Origin of the sequence: Fibrella aestuarina BUZ 2, assembly GCF_000331105.1 — a bacterium.
In the GTDB taxonomy this organism is placed as follows: Bacteria; Bacteroidota; Bacteroidia; order Cytophagales; family Spirosomataceae; genus Fibrella; species Fibrella aestuarina.
In genome coordinates, this window is sequence record NC_020054.1 from 5714277 (window position 1) to 5740070 (window position 25794).

Annotated in this window: 25 protein-coding genes and 1 pseudogene; 11 read left to right on the forward strand and 15 right to left on the reverse strand. The window is 57.1% G+C overall.

Annotated elements, in window-relative coordinates; all coding sequences use genetic code 11:
* Positions 1 to 41 precede the first annotated feature (41 nt).
* Entirely contained in the window at positions 42 to 1553 is a 1512-nt protein-coding gene (locus FAES_RS23645) for a 4Fe-4S binding protein (RefSeq protein ID WP_041258334.1), read from the forward strand.
* A gap of 75 nt (positions 1554 to 1628) precedes the next feature.
* On the forward strand, positions 1629 to 1904 hold the full coding sequence (locus FAES_RS23650) for a hypothetical protein (protein WP_015333720.1): 276 nt from the start codon (positions 1629 to 1631) through the stop codon (positions 1902 to 1904).
* A gap of 65 nt (positions 1905 to 1969) precedes the next feature.
* On the opposite strand, the gene FAES_RS23655 is transcribed toward FAES_RS23650, so the two are convergent.
* On the reverse strand, positions 1970 to 2464 hold the full coding sequence (locus FAES_RS23655) for a hypothetical protein (RefSeq protein ID WP_041258335.1): 495 nt from the start codon (positions 2462 to 2464) through the stop codon (positions 1970 to 1972).
* 2 nt (positions 2465 to 2466) lie between these two features.
* Positions 2467 to 2916 carry a sigma-70 RNA polymerase sigma factor region 4 domain-containing protein gene (locus FAES_RS23660; RefSeq protein ID WP_015333722.1) on the reverse strand — a complete coding sequence of 150 codons (450 nt, stop codon included), beginning with the start codon at positions 2914 to 2916 and terminating at the stop codon, positions 2467 to 2469.
* Between the two features lie 344 nt (positions 2917 to 3260).
* Between FAES_RS23660 and FAES_RS23665 the strand changes: the two are divergent.
* Both FAES_RS23665 and FAES_RS23670 read left to right on the forward strand, forming a co-directional pair.
* Positions 3261 to 4253, forward strand: a pseudogene (locus tag FAES_RS23665) (pyruvate dehydrogenase complex E1 component subunit beta); the annotation flags it as partial.
* A gap of 155 nt (positions 4254 to 4408) precedes the next feature.
* A complete protein-coding gene (locus FAES_RS23670; protein ID WP_015333724.1) occupies positions 4409 to 4732 on the forward strand; it encodes a hypothetical protein in 324 nt (107 codons plus the stop codon).
* A gap of 24 nt (positions 4733 to 4756) precedes the next feature.
* Here FAES_RS23670 and FAES_RS23675 read toward each other — a convergent pair whose 3' ends face one another.
* From FAES_RS23675 to FAES_RS23690, 4 genes are all read right to left on the reverse strand, one after another.
* The gene (locus FAES_RS23675) at positions 4757 to 6157 is read right to left on the reverse strand and encodes an MBL fold metallo-hydrolase (protein ID WP_015333725.1); all 1401 of its coding nucleotides are present in this window, start codon (positions 6155 to 6157) and stop codon (positions 4757 to 4759) included.
* Between the two features lie 169 nt (positions 6158 to 6326).
* Complete coding sequence (locus FAES_RS23680) at positions 6327 to 7124, reverse strand: sulfite exporter TauE/SafE family protein (RefSeq protein ID WP_015333726.1); 798 nt, start codon at positions 7122 to 7124, stop codon at positions 6327 to 6329.
* Between the two features lie 55 nt (positions 7125 to 7179).
* Positions 7180 to 8664, reverse strand: a complete 1485-nt coding sequence (locus FAES_RS23685; RefSeq protein WP_015333727.1) for a circularly permuted type 2 ATP-grasp protein — start codon at positions 8662 to 8664, stop codon at positions 7180 to 7182.
* Positions 8665 to 8742: 78 nt separating this feature from the next.
* Positions 8743 to 9393, reverse strand: coding sequence for an oxidoreductase (locus FAES_RS23690; RefSeq protein WP_015333728.1), 651 nt, complete (start codon positions 9391 to 9393; stop codon positions 8743 to 8745).
* Positions 9394 to 9473: 80 nt separating this feature from the next.
* Here FAES_RS23690 and FAES_RS23695 point away from each other — a divergent pair, with 80 nt between their 5' ends.
* The 3 genes from FAES_RS23695 to FAES_RS23705 all read left to right on the forward strand — a co-directional run bounded on the left by FAES_RS23695 (position 9474) and on the right by FAES_RS23705 (position 13394).
* On the forward strand, positions 9474 to 11972 hold the full coding sequence (locus FAES_RS23695) for a TonB-dependent receptor plug domain-containing protein (protein ID WP_015333729.1): 2499 nt from the start codon (positions 9474 to 9476) through the stop codon (positions 11970 to 11972).
* 81 nt (positions 11973 to 12053) lie between these two features.
* Positions 12054 to 12269 carry a hypothetical protein gene (locus FAES_RS23700; RefSeq protein ID WP_148289440.1) on the forward strand — a complete coding sequence of 72 codons (216 nt, stop codon included), beginning with the start codon at positions 12054 to 12056 and terminating at the stop codon, positions 12267 to 12269.
* A gap of 45 nt (positions 12270 to 12314) precedes the next feature.
* A complete protein-coding gene (locus tag FAES_RS23705) occupies positions 12315 to 13394 on the forward strand; it encodes a complex I subunit 1/NuoH family protein (RefSeq protein ID WP_015333731.1) in 1080 nt (359 codons plus the stop codon).
* Positions 13395 to 13468: 74 nt separating this feature from the next.
* Here the strand turns inward: FAES_RS23705 and FAES_RS23710 are convergent, their stop codons facing one another.
* Both FAES_RS23710 and FAES_RS23715 read right to left on the reverse strand, forming a co-directional pair.
* A complete protein-coding gene (locus FAES_RS23710) occupies positions 13469 to 14536 on the reverse strand; it encodes a TerC/Alx family metal homeostasis membrane protein (RefSeq protein WP_015333732.1) in 1068 nt (355 codons plus the stop codon).
* A 131-nt stretch (positions 14537 to 14667) separates the two neighbouring features.
* The gene (locus tag FAES_RS23715) at positions 14668 to 16080 is read right to left on the reverse strand and encodes a hypothetical protein (RefSeq protein WP_015333733.1); all 1413 of its coding nucleotides are present in this window, start codon (positions 16078 to 16080) and stop codon (positions 14668 to 14670) included.
* Positions 16081 to 16359: 279 nt separating this feature from the next.
* On the opposite strand from FAES_RS23715, the gene FAES_RS23720 reads away from it, so the two are divergent.
* Complete coding sequence (locus FAES_RS23720) at positions 16360 to 17100, forward strand: glycosyltransferase family 2 protein (RefSeq protein WP_041258336.1); 741 nt, start codon at positions 16360 to 16362, stop codon at positions 17098 to 17100.
* Positions 17101 to 17117: 17 nt separating this feature from the next.
* Here the strand turns inward: FAES_RS23720 and FAES_RS23725 are convergent, their stop codons facing one another.
* The 5 genes from FAES_RS23725 to FAES_RS23745 form a co-directional block, all read right to left on the reverse strand.
* Positions 17118 to 17405, reverse strand: coding sequence for an NADAR family protein (locus FAES_RS23725; RefSeq protein WP_041258337.1), 288 nt, complete (start codon positions 17403 to 17405; stop codon positions 17118 to 17120).
* Complete coding sequence (locus tag FAES_RS23730; RefSeq protein WP_015333736.1) at positions 17402 to 17719, reverse strand: hypothetical protein; 318 nt, start codon at positions 17717 to 17719, stop codon at positions 17402 to 17404. The genes FAES_RS23725 and FAES_RS23730 overlap by 4 nt, the downstream gene beginning before the upstream one ends.
* A 116-nt stretch (positions 17720 to 17835) precedes the next feature.
* Positions 17836 to 18390 (reverse strand): hypothetical protein, encoded by a 555-nt coding sequence (locus tag FAES_RS29305; RefSeq protein WP_015333737.1) that lies wholly within the window; start codon positions 18388 to 18390, stop codon positions 17836 to 17838.
* A complete protein-coding gene (locus FAES_RS23740) occupies positions 18371 to 19060 on the reverse strand; it encodes an alpha/beta fold hydrolase (RefSeq protein WP_015333738.1) in 690 nt (229 codons plus the stop codon). The genes FAES_RS29305 and FAES_RS23740 overlap by 20 nt, the downstream gene beginning before the upstream one ends.
* A 53-nt stretch (positions 19061 to 19113) precedes the next feature.
* The gene (locus FAES_RS23745; protein WP_015333739.1) at positions 19114 to 20313 is read right to left on the reverse strand and encodes a type III polyketide synthase; all 1200 of its coding nucleotides are present in this window, start codon (positions 20311 to 20313) and stop codon (positions 19114 to 19116) included.
* Between the two features lie 75 nt (positions 20314 to 20388).
* On the opposite strand from FAES_RS23745, the gene FAES_RS23750 reads away from it, so the two are divergent.
* A complete protein-coding gene (locus tag FAES_RS23750) occupies positions 20389 to 21312 on the forward strand; it encodes a UbiA family prenyltransferase (protein ID WP_015333740.1) in 924 nt (307 codons plus the stop codon).
* Between the two features lie 270 nt (positions 21313 to 21582).
* Entirely contained in the window at positions 21583 to 22875 is a 1293-nt protein-coding gene (locus tag FAES_RS23755; RefSeq protein ID WP_015333741.1) for an aminotransferase class V-fold PLP-dependent enzyme, read from the forward strand.
* Positions 22876 to 22896: 21 nt separating this feature from the next.
* Here the strand turns inward: FAES_RS23755 and FAES_RS23760 are convergent, their stop codons facing one another.
* Positions 22897 to 23301, reverse strand: a complete 405-nt coding sequence (locus FAES_RS23760) for a MaoC family dehydratase (RefSeq protein ID WP_015333742.1) — start codon at positions 23299 to 23301, stop codon at positions 22897 to 22899.
* A 106-nt stretch (positions 23302 to 23407) separates the two neighbouring features.
* Positions 23408 to 24166 (reverse strand): metallophosphoesterase, encoded by a 759-nt coding sequence (locus FAES_RS23765; protein WP_015333743.1) that lies wholly within the window; start codon positions 24164 to 24166, stop codon positions 23408 to 23410.
* Positions 24167 to 24294: 128 nt separating this feature from the next.
* Here FAES_RS23765 and FAES_RS23770 point away from each other — a divergent pair, with 128 nt between their 5' ends.
* Complete coding sequence (locus FAES_RS23770) at positions 24295 to 25773, forward strand: xylulokinase (protein ID WP_015333744.1); 1479 nt, start codon at positions 24295 to 24297, stop codon at positions 25771 to 25773.
* The last annotated feature ends 21 nt before the right edge of the window (positions 25774 to 25794 follow it).

Here is a 25794-nt window from a genome sequence, read left to right on the forward strand (position 1 = left end):
GTACATTGTTCATTCTACATCGTTCATTGTACATTCACCCCATGCGCTACCCATCGTTCCTTCGCCCGCTTGGCCTTGGCCTGTTTCTGTTTGGTTTTGCCGTCTGGCTCTACACGCTCACACTGGGTACGTTCCGGCTGACCGACGAGGTGGTTCGGCAAACGCTGAAGCCCGAGCATCAGGTGGCGCTGAAAACATCACTGGCCCCGTTGCTGGGCCGCGACTATAGCTCGAACCTACGCTTTATCAGCGACCTGCGTGGGGCCATCGACAGCTACAATTCGTCCCAACAGGCCAAGCAAAACTGGAAAGCCGTTATCTACGACGAGTACTTATTTGACCTGGTCAAACGCTCGACAATCGGCGGGCCCATGGAGGCCGCCGGGCTGTGGTTCTGGCTGAGTATCGGGCTGGCGATACTGGGCGGGCTGCTATATGCGTTACCCCGCCTCAACGATCAGCCGGGCATCCGCAACGACGGGCTGGTGCGCCACCCCGCCACGCATCGCGGTTGGATCGGTATCGCGCTGGGTACGTTCCTGATCGGGTTTTACATCCTGCTGTATTTTTACCCCGAATACCTCACCAACTGGACCGCGCTGGTCGATCCTATCAGCCGGGCGCTAAACGGTGGCCCCGCCAGCCGGTGGTTTCTGTATGGCTTTCTGTATACGGCGATCGTGCTGGTGATGGGCGTCCGGATGCTTATCAACTACCGCCACAGCCGCTACCAGCAGTACCGCACCTACTCGGTAATGGCGTTTCAGTTGTTTTTTGCCTTCCTCATTCCCGAGCTGATGAGCCTGCTCAACGCGCCGTATCAGGATCTGAAGAGCATCTGGCCACTCGACTACGACTTCTTTTTCGACTACGAAATCAAGGCCAAACTACAGGCCGGCACGCTGGGCATTTTCATGTTTGTGTGGGGCACGGGCCTCTCGGCCGTGGGGGTGCCGGTAATCACCTATTTCGTGGGCAAGCGCTGGTATTGCTCGTGGGTGTGCGGCTGCGGCGGACTGGCCGAAACGCTGGGTGACCCCTACCGCCACCTGTCCGACAAATCCTTAAAAGCCTGGAAGATCGAGCGGGTGCTGGTGCATGGCGTACTGGTCTTTGCCGTGGTGATGACCGCGCTTGTGTTGTATAGCTACCTATCGGGGCAATCGGCACTGTTTGGCTTTCTGGATTCGTATACGGTGCGCAAAACGTACGGGTTCCTGATCGGCTCCATCTTCGCGGGGGTAGTCGGTACGGGTTTTTATCCGCTGATGGGCAACCGCGTCTGGTGCCGGTTTGGCTGCCCACTGGCGGCGTATCTGGGGCTGGTGCAGCGGTTTAAATCGCGGTTCCGCATCACCACCAACGGCGGGCAGTGCATCTCCTGCGGCAACTGCTCGACCTACTGCGAAATGGGCATCGACGTGCGGGCTTATGCGCAACGTGGGCAGGACATTGTGCGATCGTCGTGCGTGGGCTGCGGTATCTGCTCGGCGGTTTGCCCCCGCGGCGTGCTCAACCTGGAAAACGGCCCGGTTAATACCCGGCGCATTTGAGTAACGCATTGACTGTCTACAGCTTACCTTCCGCTATCCCGATAGATTCAGCGCTAATACACACCTCTATTCATCATGCACCCTTACGTACAAGCCAGTTTGCGGGCTTTCTTCGGTGGCATCCTCCTAGCGCTGTACCATGCATTCATTACTGGCCTGAACCCGTTTTTGGGATCGGTTGCGCTATTTCTGGCTTTACTAGCGATAGGCGCCTACCTCTTCTCGTTGCGGAAGAAAGGCATGCTCTACGTAGGTGTCTTTCTCGTCAGCCTGACGGTGTTCACCAGTCTCTTTGTGGCGCTGGACAATGGCTTTTTCGAGCATAGCCGGCGCTACTACGCCGTTGAATAAATCGCTTATCTTCCTGAATATCAGATCTTTAACGCTCCGAAACGGACCGCCCAGGTATAGGTTTATCAGGGCGCTTTTGAAGGCGCTACGGTCTGCTGGCTCGCTTTGAGGCGGAGAATTTCCTGTTCCAGGCTGTTGGCTTTGAAGTACTGATAGAGCCCGAAGACCAGGAATATTTTCGACAGCACAAACACTGCGATAAAGGCCGCCCGCCAGTATTTGTGTACGCGCAGGTACGTGTCGCTGACCTCTACGTCTATGTAGGGCGAACGACTGGGTTCGGGCTCGGGGGGCGGGGGTGCCTGGGTCGTTTCCGGTTCCCATTTTTTCAGTTCCGAGCCGAACAGCCGCTCCTGCAACGCCAAACCGACACTGGGGGGCGGGGGCACGGCGCTTTCCAGAAAATGCGCTTCCATAGCTAGCTCCAGTTCGTCCAGTTGAGCCATTACGTCCGGATCAGTAGCAAACAGTTGCCGTGCTTCCTCCCGTTCAGCCTCAGACAGCACGCCGAGCAGGTAAGCCTCCAGCAAGCCATCAGTCATGTACTGGTAATTTTTCACAGTCAGTAGGATTTGTGGGAAGGAGAAAAACCGAAAAATTCGCGAACAGCCCGAAACACCGTCGGGCGCTGAATCTGTAGCCCTTCGGCAATGGATTCAGGCGACTGATTGTGGTAGAAGAGCAGGTTAAAGATATGTTCGGCTTGTTGAGCCGCTTCCGTTGTCTTGTGGGTGGGTAACTGCCGGTTTTGCCTGTACTCAAGCGCCTTCTTTCTGGCGAGCCGGATGATGGTGCAGGTAGTACTGGCCGAAAACGGTAGATCGGCCTGTAATTCCGGCGCGGCAAATACCTCGATCAGCACGTCCTGTGCCTGTTGCGGATTTGGCACAATTTTTAGGATAACCCCGTGCGCTACAGCCCCATACCGCTCATATAATCGGAGCCGATTGGAGCCGGTATTGGCCGTTTCGAGTACCGCCGTTTTACCCACAGACCGGTTTAACACATTCATAAGTTGTCAGCCGTTGATTTGTAGACTAGTTGACGTAGCTGGCACCAAAAACCAGACCATTCGCTGCACGTACGAAGGCATAAATTTACAGAAATATGTAGCACAAGCTTACCAAAATCCCAACTAAGTCAACAACGAAGCAGCACGGCCCCTTCCTGCCGACGGGGGTGAACGATCCATAACGCACCAAACGACCGGTAAGCCGGATCAGAATCAGCCGACTCAACGAATGGCGGGGTGGGGCATCTGTCGCAATGAGCGTTGCCACTCTGGCTATCCTTGTCTAATTTTGCCCCGTCTTCTGAACGGCTGTTGCTAACTGTCGTTCGGTTCGTAAGCAGCTTTCAACGCACAGTTCCATGAGAGAAATACAATTCCGCGAAGCCCTACGTGAGGCCATGTCGGAAGAAATGCGCCTTGACCCGAAGGTCTACCTGATGGGCGAAGAAGTAGCCGAATACAACGGAGCTTATAAAGTCAGTCAGGGTATGCTCGACGAGTTCGGGGCGGAGCGCGTCATCGACACGCCCATCGCCGAGTTAGGCTTTGCGGGTATCGGTGTCGGGTCGGCCATCAACGGCCTGCGCCCCATCATCGAATTCATGACCTTCAACTTCTCGCTCGTTGCCATCGATCAGGTGATCAACTCGGCGGCGAAAGTGATGTCGATGTCGGGTGGCCAGTACTCGTGCCCCATCGTGTTCCGTGGTCCAACCGGCAACGCGGGCATGCTGTCGAGCCAGCACTCGCAAAACTTCGAGAACTGGTTTGCCAATACGCCGGGCCTGAAAGTGGTGGTTCCGTCGAACCCCTACGACGCCAAAGGGTTGCTGAAAAGCTCGATCCGCGACAACGACCCCGTTATTTTCATGGAGTCGGAGCTGATGTATGGCGACAAAGGACAGGTGCCTGAAGAAGAGTACCTTATCCCCATTGGGCAGGCCAACGTAGTGCGGGAAGGCACCGACGTGACCATTGTGTCGTTTGGCAAGATCATGAAAGTGGCGCTGGCGGCGGCCGAAGAACTGGCTAAAAATGGGGTGAATGCCGAGGTGATCGACCTCCGGACGGTGCGCCCCATCGACTACGCCACGATTATCAATTCGGTGAAGAAAACCAATCGTTGTGTGATTGTGGAAGAAGCCTGGCCGCTGGCGGCGATCTCGTCGGAGCTAACCTACCACATCCAACGCCACGCGTTTGATTACCTCGACGCGCCAGTGGTTCGGGTCAACAGCCTCGACTTACCCCTCCCCTACGCACCTACCCTCATCGAAGCCATTCTGCCCAACGTGAAGCGGACACTGGCGGCGGTTGAGGCGGTTACGTATCGCTAACTGTACCGATAGCGCATACTAACTTTGGTATACATGCAAAAAGCCCGCTGCCAGTACTGGCAGCGGGCTTTTTTGGCACTATTTTACCATCAACAGAAAAATAGTTTGATAATTTATCGTCAACTCGCTGACTCTTACCCTAGATTGAGTGGATTATGCGCAGTCAGGCTCTTACCATCTACGAAGTCACCGTATTACCCATTGGCTCACTCAACACCGTACGGCAACGCGAACCAACGGTCGTCTTTTTTTCCAACCTGCGCAAGGCAGTCGATGCCATTATGGGCGAACTGGCGCTTAACGGCTGGCCCGCCAAAGTCAATTACACGGCCGTATACCGGGGCGTGAAGGAACGCGGGTTCTACAGTTGTGACTTCGACGTAGCCGGGGCGCGGGTTTTCCGGGTCAAGGTTTTACCTAAGCTACTCAACCCACCGCTCCCCCGGCTTGGCATGGACGAGCATCCGGGGGGCAAATGAAGCAAGCCTACGCCCACCAATAGACTAATGCGCTGACTGCGTAGTCACGACAGGTATGTTGGTCTTTTTAATGGCGCCCATGCCGCCTTCCACGTTTACGACATTGTCGAAGCCACGCGCTTTCAGCATGGAGTTGGCCACCATCGACCGGTAACCGCCCGCGCAATGCACATACACCGGCTGGGTACGTGGCAACCGCGCTAAGTGGTCGTTCAGGTTATCAAGGGGCATATTCTCGGCATCGGCTACGTGTTCGGCCTCAAATTCGACGGGTTTCCGAACGTCAACAATGAGCGCACCGGGCTGCTCGGCCAAACGCCGGGCAAATTCATCCGCTGAGATCGACTCGACGGTGTCTACTTCGTGGCCCGCTGCCTGCCAGGCGGCAAAGCCCCCATCGAGATAGCCGATGCACTGATCGTAGCCAACCCGCGCCAGCCGCACGATCGTCTCGTTCTCTAGCCCGACGGGCGTTACCAGCGCGATGGGCTGTTTCAGATCGGGAATCAGCGCACCAACCCAGGGAGCAAATTGCCCGTTCAGGCCGATATTGATGCTGTTGGGGATGAAGCCGTTGGCAAACTCAGCGGCTTCGCGCACATCGAGCACCAGCGCCCCGACTTCGTTGACGGCGGCTTCAAACGCGGCGGGCGATAGCGCCTGACTACCCCGTTGCAGCACCCGGTCGAGCGATTCGTATCCTTCTTTATTGAGCCGGGCATTTTCGGCAAAATAGGCCGGGGCCTGCGTCAGGCCGTTAAGCACCTGTTCGATGAATTCGGCCTTCGAGCCCGCCCGCAGCGCGTAGTTGAACCGCTTCTGATTGCCCAGCCGGTCGGTGGTTTCCTTGCTCATGTTCTTCCCGCAGGCCGAGCCTGCCCCGTGCGCCGGATACACAATCACATCGTCGGGCAGGGGCAAAATTTTGGTGTGCAGGCTATCGTAGAGCATACCCGCCAAATCCTGCTCGGTGAGGTCGCCTTTGATCGCCAGATCGGGCCGACCCACGTCGCCGATAAAGAGCGTGTCGCCGGTAAAAATGGCGTGTTCGCGCCCTGTTTCATCGAGCAGCAGGTACGTTGTCGATTCGAGCGTATGACCGGGCGTGTGCAACACCTTGATCTGTACCTTACCCAGTTGAAACACCTCGCCGTCTTTTGCATGATGCACCGGATAGGCGGTGTTGGCATTGGGGCCGTAGACGATCTGCGCGCCGGTTTTACGGGCCAGATCGAGGTGCCCCGACACGAAGTCGGCGTGAAAGTGCGTCTCGAAAATGTACTTGATCTGCGCGCCCGCCTGCTCGGCTTTCCGCACGTAGGGCGTAGTCTCCCGCAGCGGGTCTATGATGGCCGCTTCACCTTCACTTTCGATATAATAGGCGCCTTGTGCCAGGCAGCCGGTATAGAGTTGTTCAACAAGCATAGGTTGTGACCTCACCCCCGGCCCCTCTCCTTAAATTAAGGAGAGGGGGGAATACAACGACTAGCTAATCGCCCTTCAGCAGACTGAGTCCAGTCAGACGGAACAAGAGCGGGTTATCCTTGAAGTCTCCCCTCTCCTTGGTTTAAGGAGAGGGGCCGGGGGTGAGGTGTTAAAGCAATTCTTTCCAGATCATATAGAGGGCAACCGTCAGCACAAACCAGCCGAAGCCCTGACGAAGCCGGTTGGGCGGCACAAACCGGGACAGATACATCCCCAGAAAGATGCCGCCAATGGATAAACCCGTGAACGGAAGAATAAAATTCCAGTTCAGCTGCGTGTGCTGCACATCGCCCAGAAAACCAACGAACGAATTGATGGCAATGATGAGCACCGACGTGGCCACGGCCCGATGAATGGGCAGGCCCGCCAGTAACACCAGCATGGGCACGATGAGGAAACCGCCACCGGCACCGATGATGCCCGTCAGCAGCCCAACGGCCAGCCCGTCGAGCGCCAGGGGTACGTAGCGCGGCCGACCATCGGGTGCCAGCCCCTGTTCGGGCTGTTTGTCGCGGATCATGGCGCGGGCGGCCAGCAGCATTACCACGGCGAAAAACACCAGCATGGCGTTGCTTTTCGTTACAGGCAACGTACCCAGCCAGAACAACGGATCGGGCAGGGCGGGCACCAGGTAGCGCCGACTCAGGTAGACCGACAAAAAGGAAGGCAGCGCAAACGTAGCCGTCAGGCGCAGGTCGACGCGCCCCTTCCAGATATGGTTGATCGACCCGATCAGCGAGGTAGCCCCCACGACAAACAGCGAGTAAGTGGTAGCCAGCACCGCTGGTATGCCAAAAATATACACCAGAATAGGCACCGTCAGGATGGAGCCACCGCCACCGGCCAGCCCAATCACCACCCCGACCAGCACCGCCATGGCATAGCCAATAACTTCCTGCACGGTCATCACGCGACAAAGCTACGCGACGCCGGGCAACAGTCGACCTGCTGGTTGGGCGGGTTCAATAGAGTACCCAGGTGTCTTTGCCGCCCCCGCCCTGCGAGGAGTTGACCACCAACGAGCCTTTGCGCAGGGCCACGCGGGTCAGCCCGCCGGGAATCACGTTGATCTGCTCGCCGTAAAGGATATAAGGGCGCAGGTCGACGTGGCGGCCTTCGGCGTGGTCATCGATGAGGCAGGGCACACGCGACAGCGAGATAGTCGGCTGGGCAATGTAGTTACGCGGGTTGGCGGCAATTTTCTTGCGGAACGCGTCGTGTTCTTTCTTGGTCGCTTTGGGCCCGATCAGCATGCCGTAGCCGCCCGCTTCGTTGGCTTCTTTCACCACCAGATCGGCGATGTTGTCGAGTACGTACTGCCGGTCATCGTCTTCGCCGCAGATATACGTCCTGACGTTCTGGATGAGCGGTTTTTCGCCCAGATAATATTCGATGATCCGGGGTACGTAGGCATACACCACTTTGTCGTCGGCCACGCCCGTGCCCGGTGCGTTGGCCAGCGCCACACGCCCTTTTTTGAACACCTCGAAAATACCCGGCACGCCAATGAGCGAATCGGGATTAAAGGTTTTGGGGTCGAGAAACGTATCGTCGATGCGGCGGTAAATCACGTCGACGATCTGGAAACCTTTCGTGGTCCGCATTTTCACGTACCCACCCGATACCACCAGGTCACGTGCATCGACCAGCTCGACGCCCATCTGTTGTGCCAGATACGAATGCTCGAAATAGGCTGAGTTGTAGATACCGGGCGTCAGCACTACCACCGTCGGGTTAGGGCGGTCGGCAATATGTTGCAGCATCTGCAACAGGCGCGTGGGGTAATCCGATACGGGCCGAACGCCCGTTTGGGCCAGCACTTCGGGGAAGGTCTGCTTGGTCAGCTCGCGGTTTTCGAGCATGTACGACACGCCCGATGGGCAGCGCAGGTTGTCTTCCAGCACCATAAACTCACCGTCGTCGCCCCGGATCAGGTCGGTGCCCGTGATGTGGCACCAGATGTCTTTGGGCGGCCGCAGCCCCAGGCAGGGCTCCAGAAAACACTTGCTCGACTCGATCAGCTCGCGCGGCACCACGCCATCGTTCAGGATGCGCTGCTCGTTGTAAAGATCGTGAATGAAGAGATTGAGCGCTTTGATCCGCTGAATAAGCCCCTGCTCCATCTGATCCCATTCCGCCGATTCGATGATGCGCGGAATGATGTCGATGGGCATGATGCGCTCGGTGCCTTCCCCTTCCGAATACACGTTGAAGGTGATGCCCATGCTCATCAGCGTCCGCTCGGCGGCCTGCTGCCGGCTGATCATCTCCGTGCGCCGAAGCTGCTCGACCCGCTGCCGGAAAGCCCGGTAGCCGGGACGTACCTGACCGTCGGGCGAGAACATTTCGTCGAAGAAATTCTCGGTCTGGTAATCGCTAAACGTGAAGGTTTGCGGCTCGGTGCTCTGCGACTGCGTTTGTCCGTTGAGCGTCTGCTTTTGTTTCATCAGGCGGGGTTGTATGCTACGGTGGAGCTGGTAAAGGCTACGGTGAAGCACCCAAGATACGAAACCAACGCAGTCGGCTCAATAGTCCTGCAATTTATCGGACTCAAAAACGTGTTTGCCGCTTAGTTGCTGCTGCATGGTCGAGAGCATGGCGTTGGCGACTTTCTCCGCTTCGATACCTTTGTATTTGGCCGGTATGAGTGGCGAAAGCAGGCGCATCACCCCCGCCCCGATGCGTTCGCCCAGCCGGTTTTCCTGCCGATCACCCAATAACAGGGAGGGCCGGAAAATCAACAGCGTAGGATACCGGAGTGCCGCCAGGTCCCGCTCGACCTCGCCCTTGACCCGGTTATAAAAAAAAGACGATTCCACACTGGCGCCCATTGCCGTTACAATCGCAAATTGCGAGGCGCCATTCTCCCGGGCCAGCCGGGCAATGTCGACTGGATATTGGTAATCAACCTGCCGGAACGCTTCTTTCGAGCCCGCTTTTTTGATGGTCGTGCCCAGGCAACAATAGACATCATCGGCCCGAACGAGCAGGCCATTGGGTGCGTCGAACTGAAAGGGAATCTCCTGAACACGGGGATGCTGCCACGACAGCGGCTTGCGCGTCAGTACAGTAATCCGGTCGTACAGTGCCGAATCAACCAGCCGATGCAGCAATATGTCGCCGATTAGACCGGTTGCACCGACTAGTAACGCAGTTTTTAAGGCAGAAGTGGTCATCAGAGGCGGTTAGAATTTGCTAATTTAACCGTCCGACTAGTAAACGGACGCTACATTTGTTTAAAACCTATTCAAATTCCATGCCCCTTTTTCGCTTTCGCCCCCTACTCCTCATGTACGGCGGGGTGCTGTGCCTATTGGCTGTCGTTGCCTTTCGCGCGGCCGACGAAGACCCCATCAACCGTATCCTGGACAAAATCCGCCTTTACACTGAGCAGTATCCACACGAAAAGGCCTACCTGCACACCGATCGGAACGCCTACCTGCCGGGCGAGACCATCTGGCTAAAGAGCTACCTGTTTCTGGGTGGTAACCGCAACATCGACTCCGCCAGCGGTACAGTCTATGTCGACCTGATTAACCCCAACGGGCGGCGCATCCTGCTCGACACGCGCCTGCGCCAGACAGGCGGCGTTGGTGAAGGCTACCTCACGCTCCCCGATTCCATGCCCACGGGCCGCTACACGCTACGCGGTTACACCAACTGGATGCGCAACTTCTCGGAAGACTGGTATTTCCGCAAAACCGTCGACATCATCAGCCCCAAATCGCCCGCCCCCAGTGGCTCTATGGGCGACGATCAGCTGCGATTCGACATGCAATTCCTGCCCGAAGGCGGCCAACTCGTCACGGGCCTGACCAGCCGCGTCGGCTTCAAGGCGGTAAGTTCGTCAGGGGTAGGCCTCGATGTGCACGGGTTTGTGTTGGCCGACAAAGACACGGTGATTGGGTTTGATAGCCAGCATCTGGGCATGGGGCAGTTTCAGTTCATGCCCGAAGCCGGTAAAACCTACACCGCCTACGTGCGGCCGGCCGGCACCACGACCCCATATACCTCCTACACCATGCCCGCCCCGGCAGCCTCGGGCTACGTGATGCTGGTGGATAACCTGGGTAGCAAAGAAAACATCCGGGTGTACGTGACCCACAATGTGGAACCCACCGCCCCGGCCTCAGGTACGTCGGGCGCTAAGCTGTCGATTGTCGCCCAGGTAAACGGGCAGCCGGTTCATGCTGCGCAAGCTCCAATCAGCCGTAAATCGTTTATGGTGCCCATTCCGCGCACCAAATGTCCTGAGGGCATCGTGCAGATTACACTGTTCGACGACAAAGGCAAACCTGTTAGTGAGCGGCTGGCGTATTCGTCGCAAAACGACCAGATCAACCTGACCGTGACGCCCCGCCGCCCAACGGTTGGCCCCCGCCAGCGCATCGACCTCGACGTGACGGCGACCGACATGGCGGGTAAACCCGTGGCGGCCAACCTCTCCATGGCTGTTACGGATGCGCACCAGCAACCCAAGCCCCGCCCCTACGGTCCCACGCTGCTCACGTACCTGCTACTGACCTCCGATCTGACGGGCTACATCGAACAACCCGGTTATTATTTTGACCCGGCCAATAAAGACCGGCTACTCAAACTCGACCTGCTGCTGGCGACCCAGGGCTGGCGGCGTTTTACCTGGGATAAGGTGCTGGCCGAAACGCTGGCAGCGACACAGTACCCGGTCGATCCGGGCCTGACACTCACTGGCACGGTATACCGGGGTACGTCGCGCAACCCGGCCGCCAACGTAGCCCTGACCGTGATGATGACCCGTAAAGACTCGACGCGCGACCTGTTTACGGCCACCTCCGATGTGCAGGGCCGCTTTTTGGTTGCCGAAGCCGAATTGGTTGATACCACCTCGGTGTTTGTGCAGGCCAGCCAGGGTAACAACCGCAACTTCACGGTCACGCTCGACAAGCTGTTTTCGCCCGCCGTGCGGCTGGTTCGCCCGCCCTTCGTTCCGTTCGACGTGGCTTACGACGAGCTGGCTGAATTTCTGAAACGGCAGGGCGAATACCAGGCCATCGAGGCGCAGATCCGGCGCAACCGCGAGATTCAGTTGCAGGCGGTGGTCGTGAAAGCTAAAAAGGCCGACCCGTATGCCCAGCAACGGGGGCTGTTCGGTCGCCCTGATGCCAGTATCAAAGTCGATGATATCAACTCGGCGGGCGCGCTTACCGTCTTCGACATTCTGCGGGCGCGGGTGGCGGGCGTTACCGTCACGGGTACGGGCATGGATGCGTCGGTGCAAATTCGGGGGGCGGCCAATTTCAGCGGCCCCATCGAGCCGCAGTTCATGATCGATGGCATGCCCGTCGACAAATCGGCGGTGGCGTCGATGAGTCCGCGCGACGTAGCGTATATCGACGTGATCAAAGGCGCGGGAGCCGCCATGCTGGGGTCCCGTGGGGCCGGGGGTGGCATCAACGTGATCACCCGACGCGGAGGCGACACCGGCGATTACCTGAATAAGGTGGTGCCCGGTGTACGGGTCGAGAAAGTGGTGGGCTATATGCCGAAACGGGAATTTTACGCTCCCCGCTACGACAACCCGACGCCCGAAGAGAAAGTACGCCCCGACTACCGAGCTACGCTCTACTGGGCCCCAATGGTGAAGACCGACGCCTCTGGCAAAGCGACCGTATCGTTTTTCGCGTCCGACGCCAAAACGACGCTCAACATTCACACCGAAGGCACGACCCTGACCGGGCAACCGGGAGCCGGTGAGACAACCCTGAAAGTGCAATAAAGACAATACAACACCTCGCGGTTGGCGTTTATACAGTACGCCAACCGCGAAGGCAATTCATCAACCAACGAGATTACCCCAATGACATTCGACGATCTGTTTCCCAATCTGGCCGCCTGGGCCGAGTTGGGCTATGAACTCCACATCAACCACCCACAATCGAAAGCGCTGATCCAGGGCGTTGTCGACGGCAGCCCCGTCTATCAATCGCCCCCCGACACCCGCGACCTGCAACAGGCCCTCACCCTCGCCGACGCCGCCCTCGGCGAGTGGCTCGACGAAAATGAGGACGATTAGCGCGCCCTAGGCTACCTTTGCCGCGTCCATTAACGTACCTGCGCTTTGTTACTCGCCTTACCCATCTGCCTCGCTCTATCCACTGGTTTTGTGGTCGTGGGCGTTTACACCGAACGGAAGCTATCGGCCTTCATTCAGGACCGGCTGGGGCCGATGGAGGTGGGTAAATGGGGCCTGCTTCAGCTCATCGCCGATTTGCTGAAGCTGCTTCAGAAAGAAGACATTGTGCCTCGTGCGGCCGACCGAAATCTATTCCTGCTGGCTCCGGCGGTCATCTTCGCCTCGGTGTTTGCGGGCTACGCAGTGCTACCCTTTACACCCGATCTGCAAGGGTCGGCGGCAGCGGTAGGCGTGTTCTACCTGATGGCCGTCCTCTCGTTCGACGTGGTGGGTATTCTGATGGCGGGCTGGGCGTCCAACAACAAGTACTCGCTCTTTGGCGCCATCCGCTCGGTCGCACAGATCGTTTCCTACGAAATTCCGCTGGGCTTCACCATCCTGTGCGCCGTCCTGGCCGGGCAAACGCTGAACCTTCAGGAGCTTAGTTTTCAGCAGGGCATCTACACCCCTCAGACCAACTACCTGTTTGGCCTGAAAGCGACGGGTATCGACGTGACCGACTGGGGCGGCATTTTCGCCTGGAACATCCTGCGTAATCCGTTTTTGCTACCGGCTTACGTTATCTTCTTCATCTGCACACTGGCCGAAAGCAACCGCGCGCCCTTCGATTTGCCCGAAGGCGAATCCGAAATCGTGTCGGGTTTTCAGACCGAATATTCGGGTATGCGCTGGGCACTGCTCTTCCTGTCGGAATACGCCATGATGCTGCTGGTGTCATTTCTAGGCGCGATTCTGTTTTTGGGTAGCTGGAACACGCCCCTGCCCAACATCGGCCCCGTTCGGCTGGCCGACTGGACAAGCGGCGAACCGGGTACCGTCTGGGGCAACGTAACCGCCGTCTTCTGGCTATTCAGCAAAGCGTTTCTGGCGGTGCTGGTGCAGATGTGGGTACGTTGGACGCTGCCCCGCATCCGCATCGATCAGATGATGTATCTCTGCTGGAAAGTGCTCACTCCTGCCGCCCTGTTGCTGTTCCTGATCTCGGCCATCTGGCGATTGCTATAGGGTCGTTTTCACCACAGAGCCACAGGAAGCCGCCAAGTTATCTGGTGCTCTCTGTGGCTCTATGGTGAACTAGATTAAGCTTCTTTCTTCTCGGGAATCAGGTATGAGGCCAATACGCTGGTCGCCAGAATGCCCAGAATCACGTAGAGGCTGTAGACGGGTTTAAAGCCCCAGTCTTCCAGCTGGTGTTCGAGCAACATCTTCACGCCAATGAACGTCAGCAGTACGGCCAACCCCGTTTTCAGGAAGCGGAACTGGCTCATGATGCTCGACAGGAAGAAGAACATCGACCGTAGCCCCATGATGGCAAACACGTTGGAGAAAAAGACGATGTAGGGGTCTTTGGTGATCGAGAAAATGGCCGGAATCGAATCGACGGCGAAGATCAGATCGGTGAAGGCCACGACCACCACCACGATAAATAAAGGCGTGACAAACAGCTTGTTATCCGATTTACGGCGGATAAAAAAGTTATCGGTCACATTACGCCGATAGACGTTGAAGTACTTCGACACGAACCGCACCACCGGATGGTTCTTGGTGTCGATCTGTTCGTCTTCTTCTTTCTGGAAAAAGAGCTGAGCCCCCGTGTAGACCAGAAACGCGCCGAAAATATAGATAATCCATTCGAAGCGCTGTAGCAGTGCCGCCCCCAGGAAAATAAAGACGAACCGGAGGATGATAGCCCCCAGGATACCCCACACCAGGATCTTTTTGTAGTACCGTTCTCGGACACCGAACGAACTGAAAATCAAGATAAAGACAAAGATGTTATCGGCCGACAGGGAGTACTCTACCAAATAGCCCGTAATGTATTCGAGGGCCATATTTTTCTGGAAGATCGACAGGTTTTCGGCGAACGTACTGGCCGTTAGCTGAACGTGATCGGCGTATTTGTCGCGCACTTCCTGCAAGTGTTCCGGCGTGGTGATGCCGTGCACCAGATAGCCATAGCGGCTCAGGAAGAAATAGAAAATCACGGAAAGGCCGACCCAGACGGCACTCCAGAAAGCGGCTTCCTTAAAACTGACAACGTGGCTCTGCCGGGCTTTTTTCGACGAAAAAACGCCCAAATCGAGCGACATCACAAAGAGAACAAAAACGGCAAAGCCGAGAAAAAACAATGTTTCGCTGGAGAACATACACAATGAATGACACAGCAAAGTAACGCCACAGCCCCGGAAAAGTTAGTGCTTACGTATAAATCAGGCGAAAACAAACCCAAACCGACCGGCCACTGTGGTAGTACTCAAGGATCGGTCACCTGGCCGGGCTACCGTTCGCGTTGGTAGATGTAATAATTTTCGTCGGGCACGATAGCGGGCGCAAACGCTTTTACGCACTTGAACTGATACGTCCCCTCGTCCGTGTGCAGTTGGTACCGGGTTCCCTCCCGCACGTCGGGGTGCGAGAAGGGATGATAAGCCATGACCAGCAGGCTGTTGGGGTACTTGCGGTTGAAAGCCAGATAACGCGTGAAGAGCACGGAATCAGGTTCGCTCAGGCGGGCTTCGTTCCAGTCATCGGCCTTCCACTGCACATACGAGCCCCAGCGGTTGGTGCTCAGCGTGTATACATCTCGTTGCAGATAACCAGCTACCGGTGTCATCAGGTGATTATAACTTCCCGCAACGGCCACCGTTCCAGGGTAAGTCCGTTTCAGGTACGTTACCAGCGGCCGCGCCATCGAAAAAGCGTAACGGCCATCCATATACGCCGCGTACAAACCAGCAACGCTCTGCACGACCAGCAATACACCAAATAGCCATGACATACCTGTTTGTGGCGCCGCCCCATTGGCGCGGTATACCCAATAACTGACAATCAGCGCGATCATGTAATGGCCATTGTGCCGCAGGCTGCCATGATACCGGGAAAAGGTAAAAGCAATAATGAGCAGCGCCGGAATCAGAAAGATGACTAAACTGACGGGCTCTTTCCGAAAAAACCAACAGATGGCGACCAGACAACACAGGGCGATCAACACGGGTGCCATCGTGCCCGCCAACCAGTTGGTGTTCCAGAAATTGACCTGAAACACCGGGAGGGGAAAGAACCCCTCGTAAATCGTTTTTAGCGAATCAACCAGATTGTCGAAGCGCCATTGCCAGTTCCAGGCGGTATTGAATGAGCCGTCGGGGGGCGTCTTGGTGGCCAGCCACGCCCTTACCAGCCCCACAACCGCCAGGCTCATAGCCAGTAGCGCATTGAGGGTGAGCAACTTCCTGTCTTTCAATAAGCGAAGCAACCAGCCTGCACCAATGCCCAGCCCAACCAGCATGCCAAACGCGTTGGTCTGAAAAAGTAGCGCCAGCCCAACACCCAGCAGAAGTGGGCGTTTCGTGGCCAGCGGCCAGATGGCGGCGATCCCAAAAGCCAGCAGAACACCAATCTGGTAGTTGCGGCTAATGGTTCCGTACTCAAACAGCAGGTAATAGCCAAACAAAAGCAGGGCTTTCTCCCAAAAGCGAAAAGGGCTGCAAAAGACCAGCAGACTGGCAGTAGCCAGGGCTAGTCCCGTATGGACGATCTGTATCAGCACGGCGTCTGTCGACAGTCGCGACACGGGCCAGAGCAGTAGAAACCAGAGATCGGGGTGGCCCTCGTATCGTTTGAGGTAAAGTAATTCGCTCAACGAACGGCTGTGGGTTGCCAGCGTCCAGGCCTGTAGCTCGTCACGCCACATTTCGTGTCGACCTACCAGCACACATAAAACAACCAGATAGCTTATTAAAAGAACCCAATCTGTTCTTTTGGCTCCATAAAGTATCATAAAGAATGCTGTGTGGATCGCTTTGTGCTACGGTATATCAAGATATACGTGCGTAAGTAACTGTAAAAAACCAGTGGTCGCAAGGTTAGTTGATGGCTAGTTATGAAAACTTGGTCCCAACTCCCGGCCGCCGCTGTCAGTTTGATGGCACTTACATCCTATATTTCTTTGAATAGACGTAGTTTTGCAGCAATGTATAATGGTAAAAAAGTGGTGGTCGTGATGCCGGCCTACCGCGCCGCCCTCACACTCGAACGTACCTATCGCGAAATCCCATTTGACCTCGTCGACGAGGTCATTTTGGTCGATGATCATAGCCCCGACAATACCGTCGAGGTAGCGCGGCAATTGGGGATTCAGCATGTGATCCGGCACGACATCAACAAAGGCTACGGGGGCAACCAGAAAACCTGCTACCGCAAAGCCCTCGAAATCGGGGGTGATATCGTAGTGATGCTCCACCCGGATTACCAGTACACGCCGCTGCTGCTCACGGCCATGATTTCGATTATCGGCAACGGGCTCTATCCGGTCGTGTTTGCATCGCGCATTTTGGGCAAAGGCGCCCTGAAAGGAGGCATGCCGATGTATAAATACGTTGCCAACCGCTTCCTGACGCTCACCCAGAACATCCTGATGAATCAGAAACTCTCGGAGTACCACACAGGCTACCGGGCGTTTTCGGGCGAGGTGCTGCGGGCCCTCGACTTCACGCATAACGACGACGATTTCATCTTCGACAACGAGATGATCGCCCAGATTTTCTACAAAGGCTTCGAAATTGCCGAAGTCACCTGCCCCACCAAATACTTCGAGGAAGCCTCGTCCATCAACTTCCGGCGCAGTTCCATCTACGGCCTGGGCGTACTGAAAGTATCGCTGCTCTACCGCCTCACCCGCTGGGGCCTCATCGACTGGAACGTGCTGAAGTAATTGCTTCTGTCCAGCTACTAACGTACCTGCACCTGATCGGTGAAGGCTTTCACGGTATACGTACCTGCGGGGGCGTTGCTTCCGCCGTAGTGCGCCCGGATCTGCATGAGGGTGACACCCAGCTTGTTGCCACCGTGACCATCGTTGTTATCGCTCCAGTAATCGTCGCGGCCCTGCGTCTCGTTATATTCCAGCAAATACGAATCGCCGGTGGCCAGTAGCCCAGCCTGTAGGGTGGTGTCGTTGACTTTTGCCGTTAGCACTGCTTGCATGGCGCCGTCGCGGCCCTGCCCGGCGTAGCTCATGTCGGGTGATGAAGCCCCTTTTTCACCTGCCACGCCTCGTTACCCGTTGTCGTCTGTTCAAAAGCCTGCCGCGCGGAAGCATCGTGCCACCATTTAGTACACTGGAAGGCCGCCTCCGCCGTGTGGAACGTACCTGTGACGGTATCAATGGTGAGAACCAGGCTGCAGGCATAGAAATTACCCAGAAAAGGCGCCTGATAGATTCGGTCCCAGTTCGTTTCCTTATCCGGATAATAGAAGGCGATCAGCGTGTAGGATTGCCCGTTGATACTAACCGGAGCGGGTTTTGGCGTGAAGAGTGTAAGCGCTTGCATGGTGTGTTTCCTGGCAGTAGTTCGTTGACAAGCAATGTATTACAAATACAGGCACACCAACAGGAAATCAGGTAGGCGGTACAAACGCCCTTTTGCAACGGATCACAGCGCCTGCGCTATTTCAGTTGTAGCTTGATGGTGAACGTACCGGCAGAGGGGCCGCTCGCCATCTGGCTGGGACTCATACGAAGCCGGACCAGCCCCGCCTGTTTCAGCGGATACGTGAGGGTTTGCCCAAACGGTCCATCGGTAGTGCCATTAGGCAGGTAAATCTGCGAAAACCGGATGTTCTGGTCTTTTTCCGACGGCACAAGCTGCGCCAACAGGGTGCCAGCTTCAGCCACCTGTAGCGCGCAGATAACCGTCGGATGCAGCGAATCAGACCGCATGGTTAACGTCAATGGTGACGCTTCTTTGCCAAGGGATACGCGGACGGTATCGCCAGTGGCGCCATCGTTTCTGGTTGACGGGCTTGGTACGGTGTCGTCGGTAACCGCTACGCTACCCGTATCTGTGGGCGTCGATGTAGCGCTGTCCTGCCGGGTGTGCTGGCAGCCTAATACCCCAAAAACGACCAACACTGCCAGCAGGTAGCCACGTATAGGGTTCCTGAATGCGAGTGGCTTCTGGTGCCGGACAGGCAAGTGACGGTTAGCCTGGTTGAGTATCATATAACGAATTCGTCAGAAAAGTGGTGATCGCGTGACCGACTTCAGCCGGAAAGCCCCAATGCGCCACATGGTCACCGGGCACCGTGACGTAGGGTTCATCCGGTGGGCGAATGACCGGGTCACGTCGGGAGTGAATGCGCAGGTCGGGTAGGCGGGTTGGTGAAGGGACTGGTTTAAAAATAAGCGCATACTGCCAGTACAAATACGCCGGATCGATTGTGGCCAGTCGGTTGAGAGAAGCCTGCATCCGGTCGCGGGACGTCCAAAGCCGGGCGGCCGTTCGGGCAATGGTAATCACCCATTTGTGCTGGTAGAGGCCACTATCGACAAACGCCTTAAACACACGCAGATTACGCGTCGGTGCGTTGATCTTGCGGGGGTTGGTCCAGGAGTTGAGTTGAATGACGGTCGCACCGGTGGCCTCTTTAAGGTGTGCGGCAATCCAGCCGCCCATCGAATGCCCAATCACCACATCGTCAGAACCAATGGCGTATGTTTTTGCCAATTGACGGGCTACCTCAACTACGTCGACCGGTTGATTGGAGGGCCAGCTGCGAAACGTGGGCTCCAGATCGATACAACATCGTTCGCCTGCGGGCAGAAAGCGGAGTAGCCGCTCAAACGAAGCAGGTACGTCGAGATTTCCGTGAATAAAAATAAAACGGGGCATTGGCGTAGCAGTGCCATTGAGCCGGACCCTCCCGACCACGTTGGCCTCTTTGCTCAAACAACGGAAACAGCCTGCATTTTCTGGTGTTCGTCAACGACCTGGGTCTCCCCGCAAAACGTCGCTTCCAGAATCATCGATTCCAACGTGAGGCCGGGGCCGAAAGCACAGCTCAGGATATTGAACGTCTGTTTGTCCGTTGGCGCGGCCTGTTCCATATCGGCCCAGATGGCTTTCAACACAAAGAGCACCGTGGCCGACGACATATTGCCGAATTTACGCAGCACCTCGTAGGCATAGCGGTTATCGGCATTGTCGAGACCCAGTTGCCCTTCGATGACTTCCAGAATCCGGCGACCACCGGGGTGCATAGCGTAGGAACCAATGTCGCCGATAGTAAGGCCGCTCGTTTCCAGCAACCGCGACAACATCTGCCCGATGCCCTGCTGAATGACCGACGGCACTTCTGACGTCAGCGTCATTTCAAAGCCGTAGTCGGTGATGTGCCAGGCCATGTCGGCTTTCCCGGACGGCAACAGATCGCAGAAAAACGAGCGCAGGCGCATCGACCGGTCGGCGCGGGGTTTGCTTTCGATCAGCACGGCAGCAGCGCCATCAGCAAACAGGGCATTAGACAGCAGGTTGTCGAGGTCGGTTTTTTTCTGAAAATGCAGCGTACACAGCTCCACGCAGACCACCAGCACCACGGCGTCGGGCTGGGAACGCACGATGGCATCGGCCGCTTTGATGCCGTTGAAGGCACCGTAGCAACCCATAAAATTGATGGCCAGCCGCTGCGTCGTACCGGGCAGGCCCAGGGCCTCGATGATCTCGATGTCGGGTCCGGGCGCATAGAGGCCCGTGCAACTCACCGTCACGATATGGGTGATCCGCTGCCGGTCAAAACCGTGGCCGTCGGGGGTCAGGTACGTGGCTAGGCAATCCTCTATCGCCCTGATTGCCAGCGGCACAGCTTCCTCACGATAAATTTTCATCCGCTGCCCGACCGTCGGAAACGGCTCCAGGCCTTCGGTGTTCGGGTAAAATGTATATTCACCACGTGAGCGGGCATAATCGGGCAACACGCTATGCCGCTGGTCGATGCGGGTTTGTCGGTATAAAGCGGACAGCCGGCGCTGATCGCGCTCGTCCATGCCCAATGCCTCAGCCATGAACCGGGCAATCTGCGTTTGTGGAATCTGATGGGTGGGAACGGCCGTGCCGATTGAATTGATAAAGCTGGCTGATGAATACATTCGTCGTTGCTCGCAGGTTGCATAGCTATAACTAATCGCTACCCGTAAGGTTGTTGATTGCGTCTGATAAACCCCATGAACCCAGCTCTACCCCCCACGCCCACTACGGCCACCTCCATGTCACTGCGCGACGTTTGGCTCCACCTGCGCCTGCCGTTTTCGCAATACCTGCTCCCTGTATGCCTCTTTGCGCTCACTCTGCCCCCCGGCATTGCCTCGCCCGACTGGGGCCGGGTGGTCTGGATCTTGGTGGTCATTCACGTGCTCATGTACCCCGCCGCCAACACCTTCAACAGCTATTATGACCGCGACGAAGGCAGCGTGAACGGCCTCGAAGCTCCCCCCCCCGTCGACCGGACGCTGTTTTGGGTATCGATGGGACTGGAAGCGCTGGCGCTCGTCGGCGGTGTGCTGATCAACTGGCAGTTTGTGTTTTTCATTCTGGTGTACGGCGCATTCATGAAAGCCTACAGCCACACGGCCATCCGCATCAAAAAGCGCCCCGTGGCCAGTTGGTTGCTGATCAGCACGTTTCAGGGCGGTTTTGTTTTTCTAATGACCTACGTCATCGTCCACAACATCAACCTGGCTACCGTGTTTCAGCCAGGTACGTGGCCCGCCGGCGTGGCGCTGGGTACGTTGATCTCGACGCTGAATATTCTGGCGCTGTACCCCGTCACGCAGGTGTATCAGCATGCCGAAGATGCCAGCCGTGGCGACCTCACCATCAGCCGACTGATGGGCGTTCGGGGTACGTTCGTTAACGCCTGGGTCTGCCTGGTAGCGGCGGCTGTTTGCTTCTTCGTGTTTTACAGCGGTGGCTGGCCGTTCTGGCTCATGGCGGCGCTACTGGCTCCGGGTCTCATTTACCTGGCCCTGATCACCGCCCGCGTCTGGCAAGACCCCACCACTGCTACCTACCGCGCCGCCATGTGGATGACCCGCCTGACGGGTTGGGGCATGAACCTGTTTTTCCTGATTTTGCTGGCTGGTCAGTAGCCCTGTTCGTTTCTTGACATACCGGCATTTCCTGTCATGTCGCTTTTGTCATGCCGACGCAGGAGGCATCTTAAGATAGCCTGACTCGAGCGTGAACTATCAGCAAGATGCCTCCTGCGTCGGCATGACAAAAAGCAAGCTCACGACAAAATAGAGCAATCAGTAACCCGAAAGCAGATACACCAAATTAATAGATCGCTTATTGCTTGATTAACCCAATTTAATTCGGCTATTTCAGGAAACACATCGTTTGCCATTCTCAACTTCGCCATGGCTTCCCGCAGACAGTTTCTTCGCCAGACCACCGCCCTCACCACGGGGGCGCTCACCCTCCCGCCGTTCTTGCTCGACAGCCAGGCCCGGGCCCTGCCCAACCTGGACTTGAAAACACCCGCCGAGTGGGCGCAGGACGAAGATTTCTGGGCGCGGATCAAGTCGGATTATACCGTGTCGCCGACGTTGCTCAACCTGAACAATGGCGGGGTGTGTCCGCAGCCGAAAGTGGTGCAGGACGCTCATATCCGGTTCTACCAATATTGCAACGAAGCGCCGTCGTATTACATGTGGCGGATTCTGGACCAGGGACGGGAAGCACTGCGCGACAAACTGGCCGATCTGGCGGGTTGCTCGTCGGAGGAAATTGCCATCAATCGCAACACCACCGAGGGGCTCAACACGGTCATTTTTGGCCTGAATCTGAAAGCGGGCGACGAGGTGGTGCTGACCAAACAGGATTACCCCAACATGCTGAACGCCTGGCGGCAGCGCGAAAAACGCGACGGCATCAAGCTCGTGTTTCTGGACTTGAAACTCCCCAGCGAAGACGAAGCGGGGCTGGTCGATCAGTTTGTGCGGGCTTTCACGCCACGGACCAAGGTCGTACACGTCACGCACATGATCAACTGGGTGGGCCAGATCCTGCCCGTGCGCCGCATTGCCGACGAAGCCCACAAACGCGGGATCGAAGTCATCGCCGACGGGGCGCACTCGTTCGCCCTGTTCGACTTCAAAATCCCCGATCTAGGCTGCGATTATTTTGCCAGCAGCCTGCACAAATGGCTGGGAGCCCCTTTCGGCAGCGGCCTGCTCTACATCCGGCAAAACAAGATCAAAAACGTGTGGGCGCTCCTCTCCAACACCGAACCCGACGGACCCGACATCCGCAAATTTGAGAGCCTCGGTACGCGCTCGTTCGCCTCGGAAATGGCCATTGGCACGGCGGTCGACTACCACAACGGCATTGGGTCGGCGCGCAAGTTTGCCCGGGCGCACTACCTCAAAAATTACTGGATGGAGCGCGTGCGGAACGTACCTGGCGTGACCCTCCACACCTCGCTCAAACCCGAATGGGCCGGGGCCGTTGGGCTGTTTGCCATCGACGGGATGAAACCAGCCGAAATCGACGCCCAACTGATGAACAGGCACAAGATTCACACCGTGGGGATCGACTGGGAGACGATCCACGGCATCCGGGTGACGCCGCACGTGTACCATTCGCCCAAAGACCTCGACCGGCTGGTGGCGGCCATTACGGCGATTGCGGCCAAATCGCGCAAAAGCTAACGTACCTGAGCGCGGGGTCTGTCAGATCTTCTCCCGGTGCATAAGCGTCGCTACGCCGCGCATGGTGATTTTGCTGGTCTGTACATCGCGCACCTCGCCCAAAATCTGCGCCACGTGCTTCAACGGATCGGTCGATTGCACGGTGAACGTCACCTGGTAGTCGGTGTCGACGAACATGGGGCGCAGAAACTCGAAGGTCTGCCCCATATACACCGACCCGTGACCCGGGAACTCGGTGCCCAGCACTTTGGTGAACACGCTGCCACCCAGCATCCCGTGGATAATCGGGCGTTTGAAGGGCGTGGCGGCGGCAAAATCAGCATCGAGGTGGAGCGGATTATTGTCGCCCGTTACCTGCGCGAAGGCTTCGACATCCGCCTGCGAAAAGCGAAAGTCGTACTGGTACGTATCGTTGGGTTGGAGCATAATAAAACGTCATTGGTTGTCATTGGGCTACGCCGTCATTGATGGTCATTCGTTGTAAAAACAATCAATGACCATCAATGACGGCGTAGCCCAATGACCCCTTCTATCAATCTGCGTTGTTGTAAAGTAGCACGAACGGCTGGCGGATGGGCGACTCGCCGATGTCGTTGAACGTGAGCCATTCGCCGCCGGTGCACAGGCTTTGCGTGTACTGACCGCCCATTTGCGGCGTATGGCCGACCGTCTGATTGAAGCCTTTGAGTGGGTCGAGTTCCAGCTCGCGCTGATCGCACCAGATGGGGCCACCCGAGGGCGACACCCCGCCCCGTTTCAGGCCAACCGTGGCGATCAGGTCGGTGAGCGGGTCAGGGACTTTCTGCGTCAGGAAGCTATTCAGCACCGGCACCAGATTATCGGTATCGAACGTCTGCCGGGTACGTTGCTCGTAGGTCTTCTTGAACTCGTTGAACCACCAGTTGGTAAAACCCGCATGACTCGCCAGCGTGCTGTCGAAGCGCGACGTCAGCCGGAACAAATCAAGGTTTTTAACCAGCAGATGATGCCAGGCGGGAGCCACCTCTTCATGATACCCCGACCCAATGTAGTTGGGGTTATTGTAGAGGTAATAGAAATCGTGGTTGCCCAGATGCAGGCGCACCTTATCAGGGTGTTGGCGCTTCAGCTTCAGAATGTTACGGAAGTTACTTTCGATCCGATACGTGGTCATGTTCAGATCATGACTATCGAAGTAGTCGCCCAGAAAGACGATCTGATCGGCGGGTTCGAGCCAGGTTTTCACGACGCTCTCCCAGTGGTGGCGACCATGAACATCCCCAATAAAAACGGCTTGCTTGTGTGTGTGCATAGGTAAAGTCTGCCGAAATTACGATTTATTGAGCATTCGCTTCGCTGTCACGCGTGGTCATTCGTTGTCAATGATTGAAAAACAACAAAAGACGGCAAGCCAGTGGCACTTAATGACCGCAACTCACTATGTATTTTCTTGGACTTGATCTGGGCAGCTCGTCTGTTAAAGCCTGCCTGCTGAACGCCGATACCAATTCGGCGGTGGCGTCGGCCTTCTTTCCCGAAACCGAAATGGCGATGGACGCCCCTCAGCCGGGCTTCGCCGAACAGCAGCCCGATTTGTGGTGGCAAAACGCCACCAAAGCCGTACGGGCCGTGATGAGCGCCGCCGGAGCCGCCGCTGCCGACGTCAAAGCGATCGGGATTTCGTACCAGATGCACGGGCTGGTGGTGACCGATGCGCAACTGAACGTGCTGCGCCCCGCCATTATCTGGTGCGACAGCCGGGCTGTTCCTTACGGCAACCGCGCGCTGGAAGCCCTCGGCCACGACCGCGTGCTGAGCCACCTGCTGAACTCGCCGGGCAACTTTACGGCCGCTAAACTGGCCTGGGTGAAAGAGAATCAGCCCGACGTGTATGCCAACGTAGCCCACTTCATGCTCCCCGGCGACTACCTCGCCGCTCGCCTGACGGGTGAGGTCGTCACGACGGCATCGGGCCTGTCGGAAGGGATTCTCTGGGATTTCCTGGAAAACCGCCCCGCCGAGTTTCTGATGCAGTATTACGGATTTGCGCCCTCGCTGATGCCTCCCCTGCGCCCCACGTTTGGCCTGCAGGGTGAACTCACTGCCACCGCCGCGGGCGAGCTGGGCCTGGCCGAAGGTACGCCGGTAACGTACCGGGCGGGCGATCAACCCAACAATGCCCTATCGCTCAACATATTGGAACCGGGCGAGATTGCCGCCACGGCAGGTACGTCGGGGGTGGTGTATGGGGTCAGCGACAAGGCGCAGTTTGATCCGCAATCGCGGGTGAATACGTTTCTGCACGTCAACCACACGGCCGAGGCCCCGCGTTACGGTGTGCTGCTGTGCGTCAACGGCACGGGCATCCTGAATAGCTGGCTGCGTAATACGTTGTTTCAGGGCCAACTTTCCTACGCGCAGATGAACGAGCTGGCGCAGAAAGCCCCCGTTGGGGCCGACGGGCTCGCCTGCCTGCCCTTTGGCAACGGGGCCGAGCGCGTGCTTGAAAACCGTGACCAGGGGGCTTCCTTCTCGGGCCTGAACCTGAACCGGCACGGGCTGCCGCACATGCTGCGGGCGGCACAGGAAGGCATCGTCTTTGCCCTGTATTACGGCATCCGGGTGATGGAGCAGGTGGGCGTTGGTCTGAAAACCGTGCGCGCGGGTGAGGCCAATATGTTCCTGAGCCCGCTTTTCGCCACCACGTTCACCAACCTGACGGGCACGACCGTCGAGCTCTACAACACGGATGGGGCGCAGGGAGCCGCCCGTGGGGCCGGCCTCGGCCTGGGCCATTACGCCAACCGCGACGAAGCGTTCAGCGGCCTGCGCGTGGTGCGCACCCTCGAACCCGACATGCGCGCTCAACAGGCCTACCAGGACGCCTACGGCCGTTGGCTGGGTGTATTGGAGCAGTAGGCATCGAAACCAAACCTATAA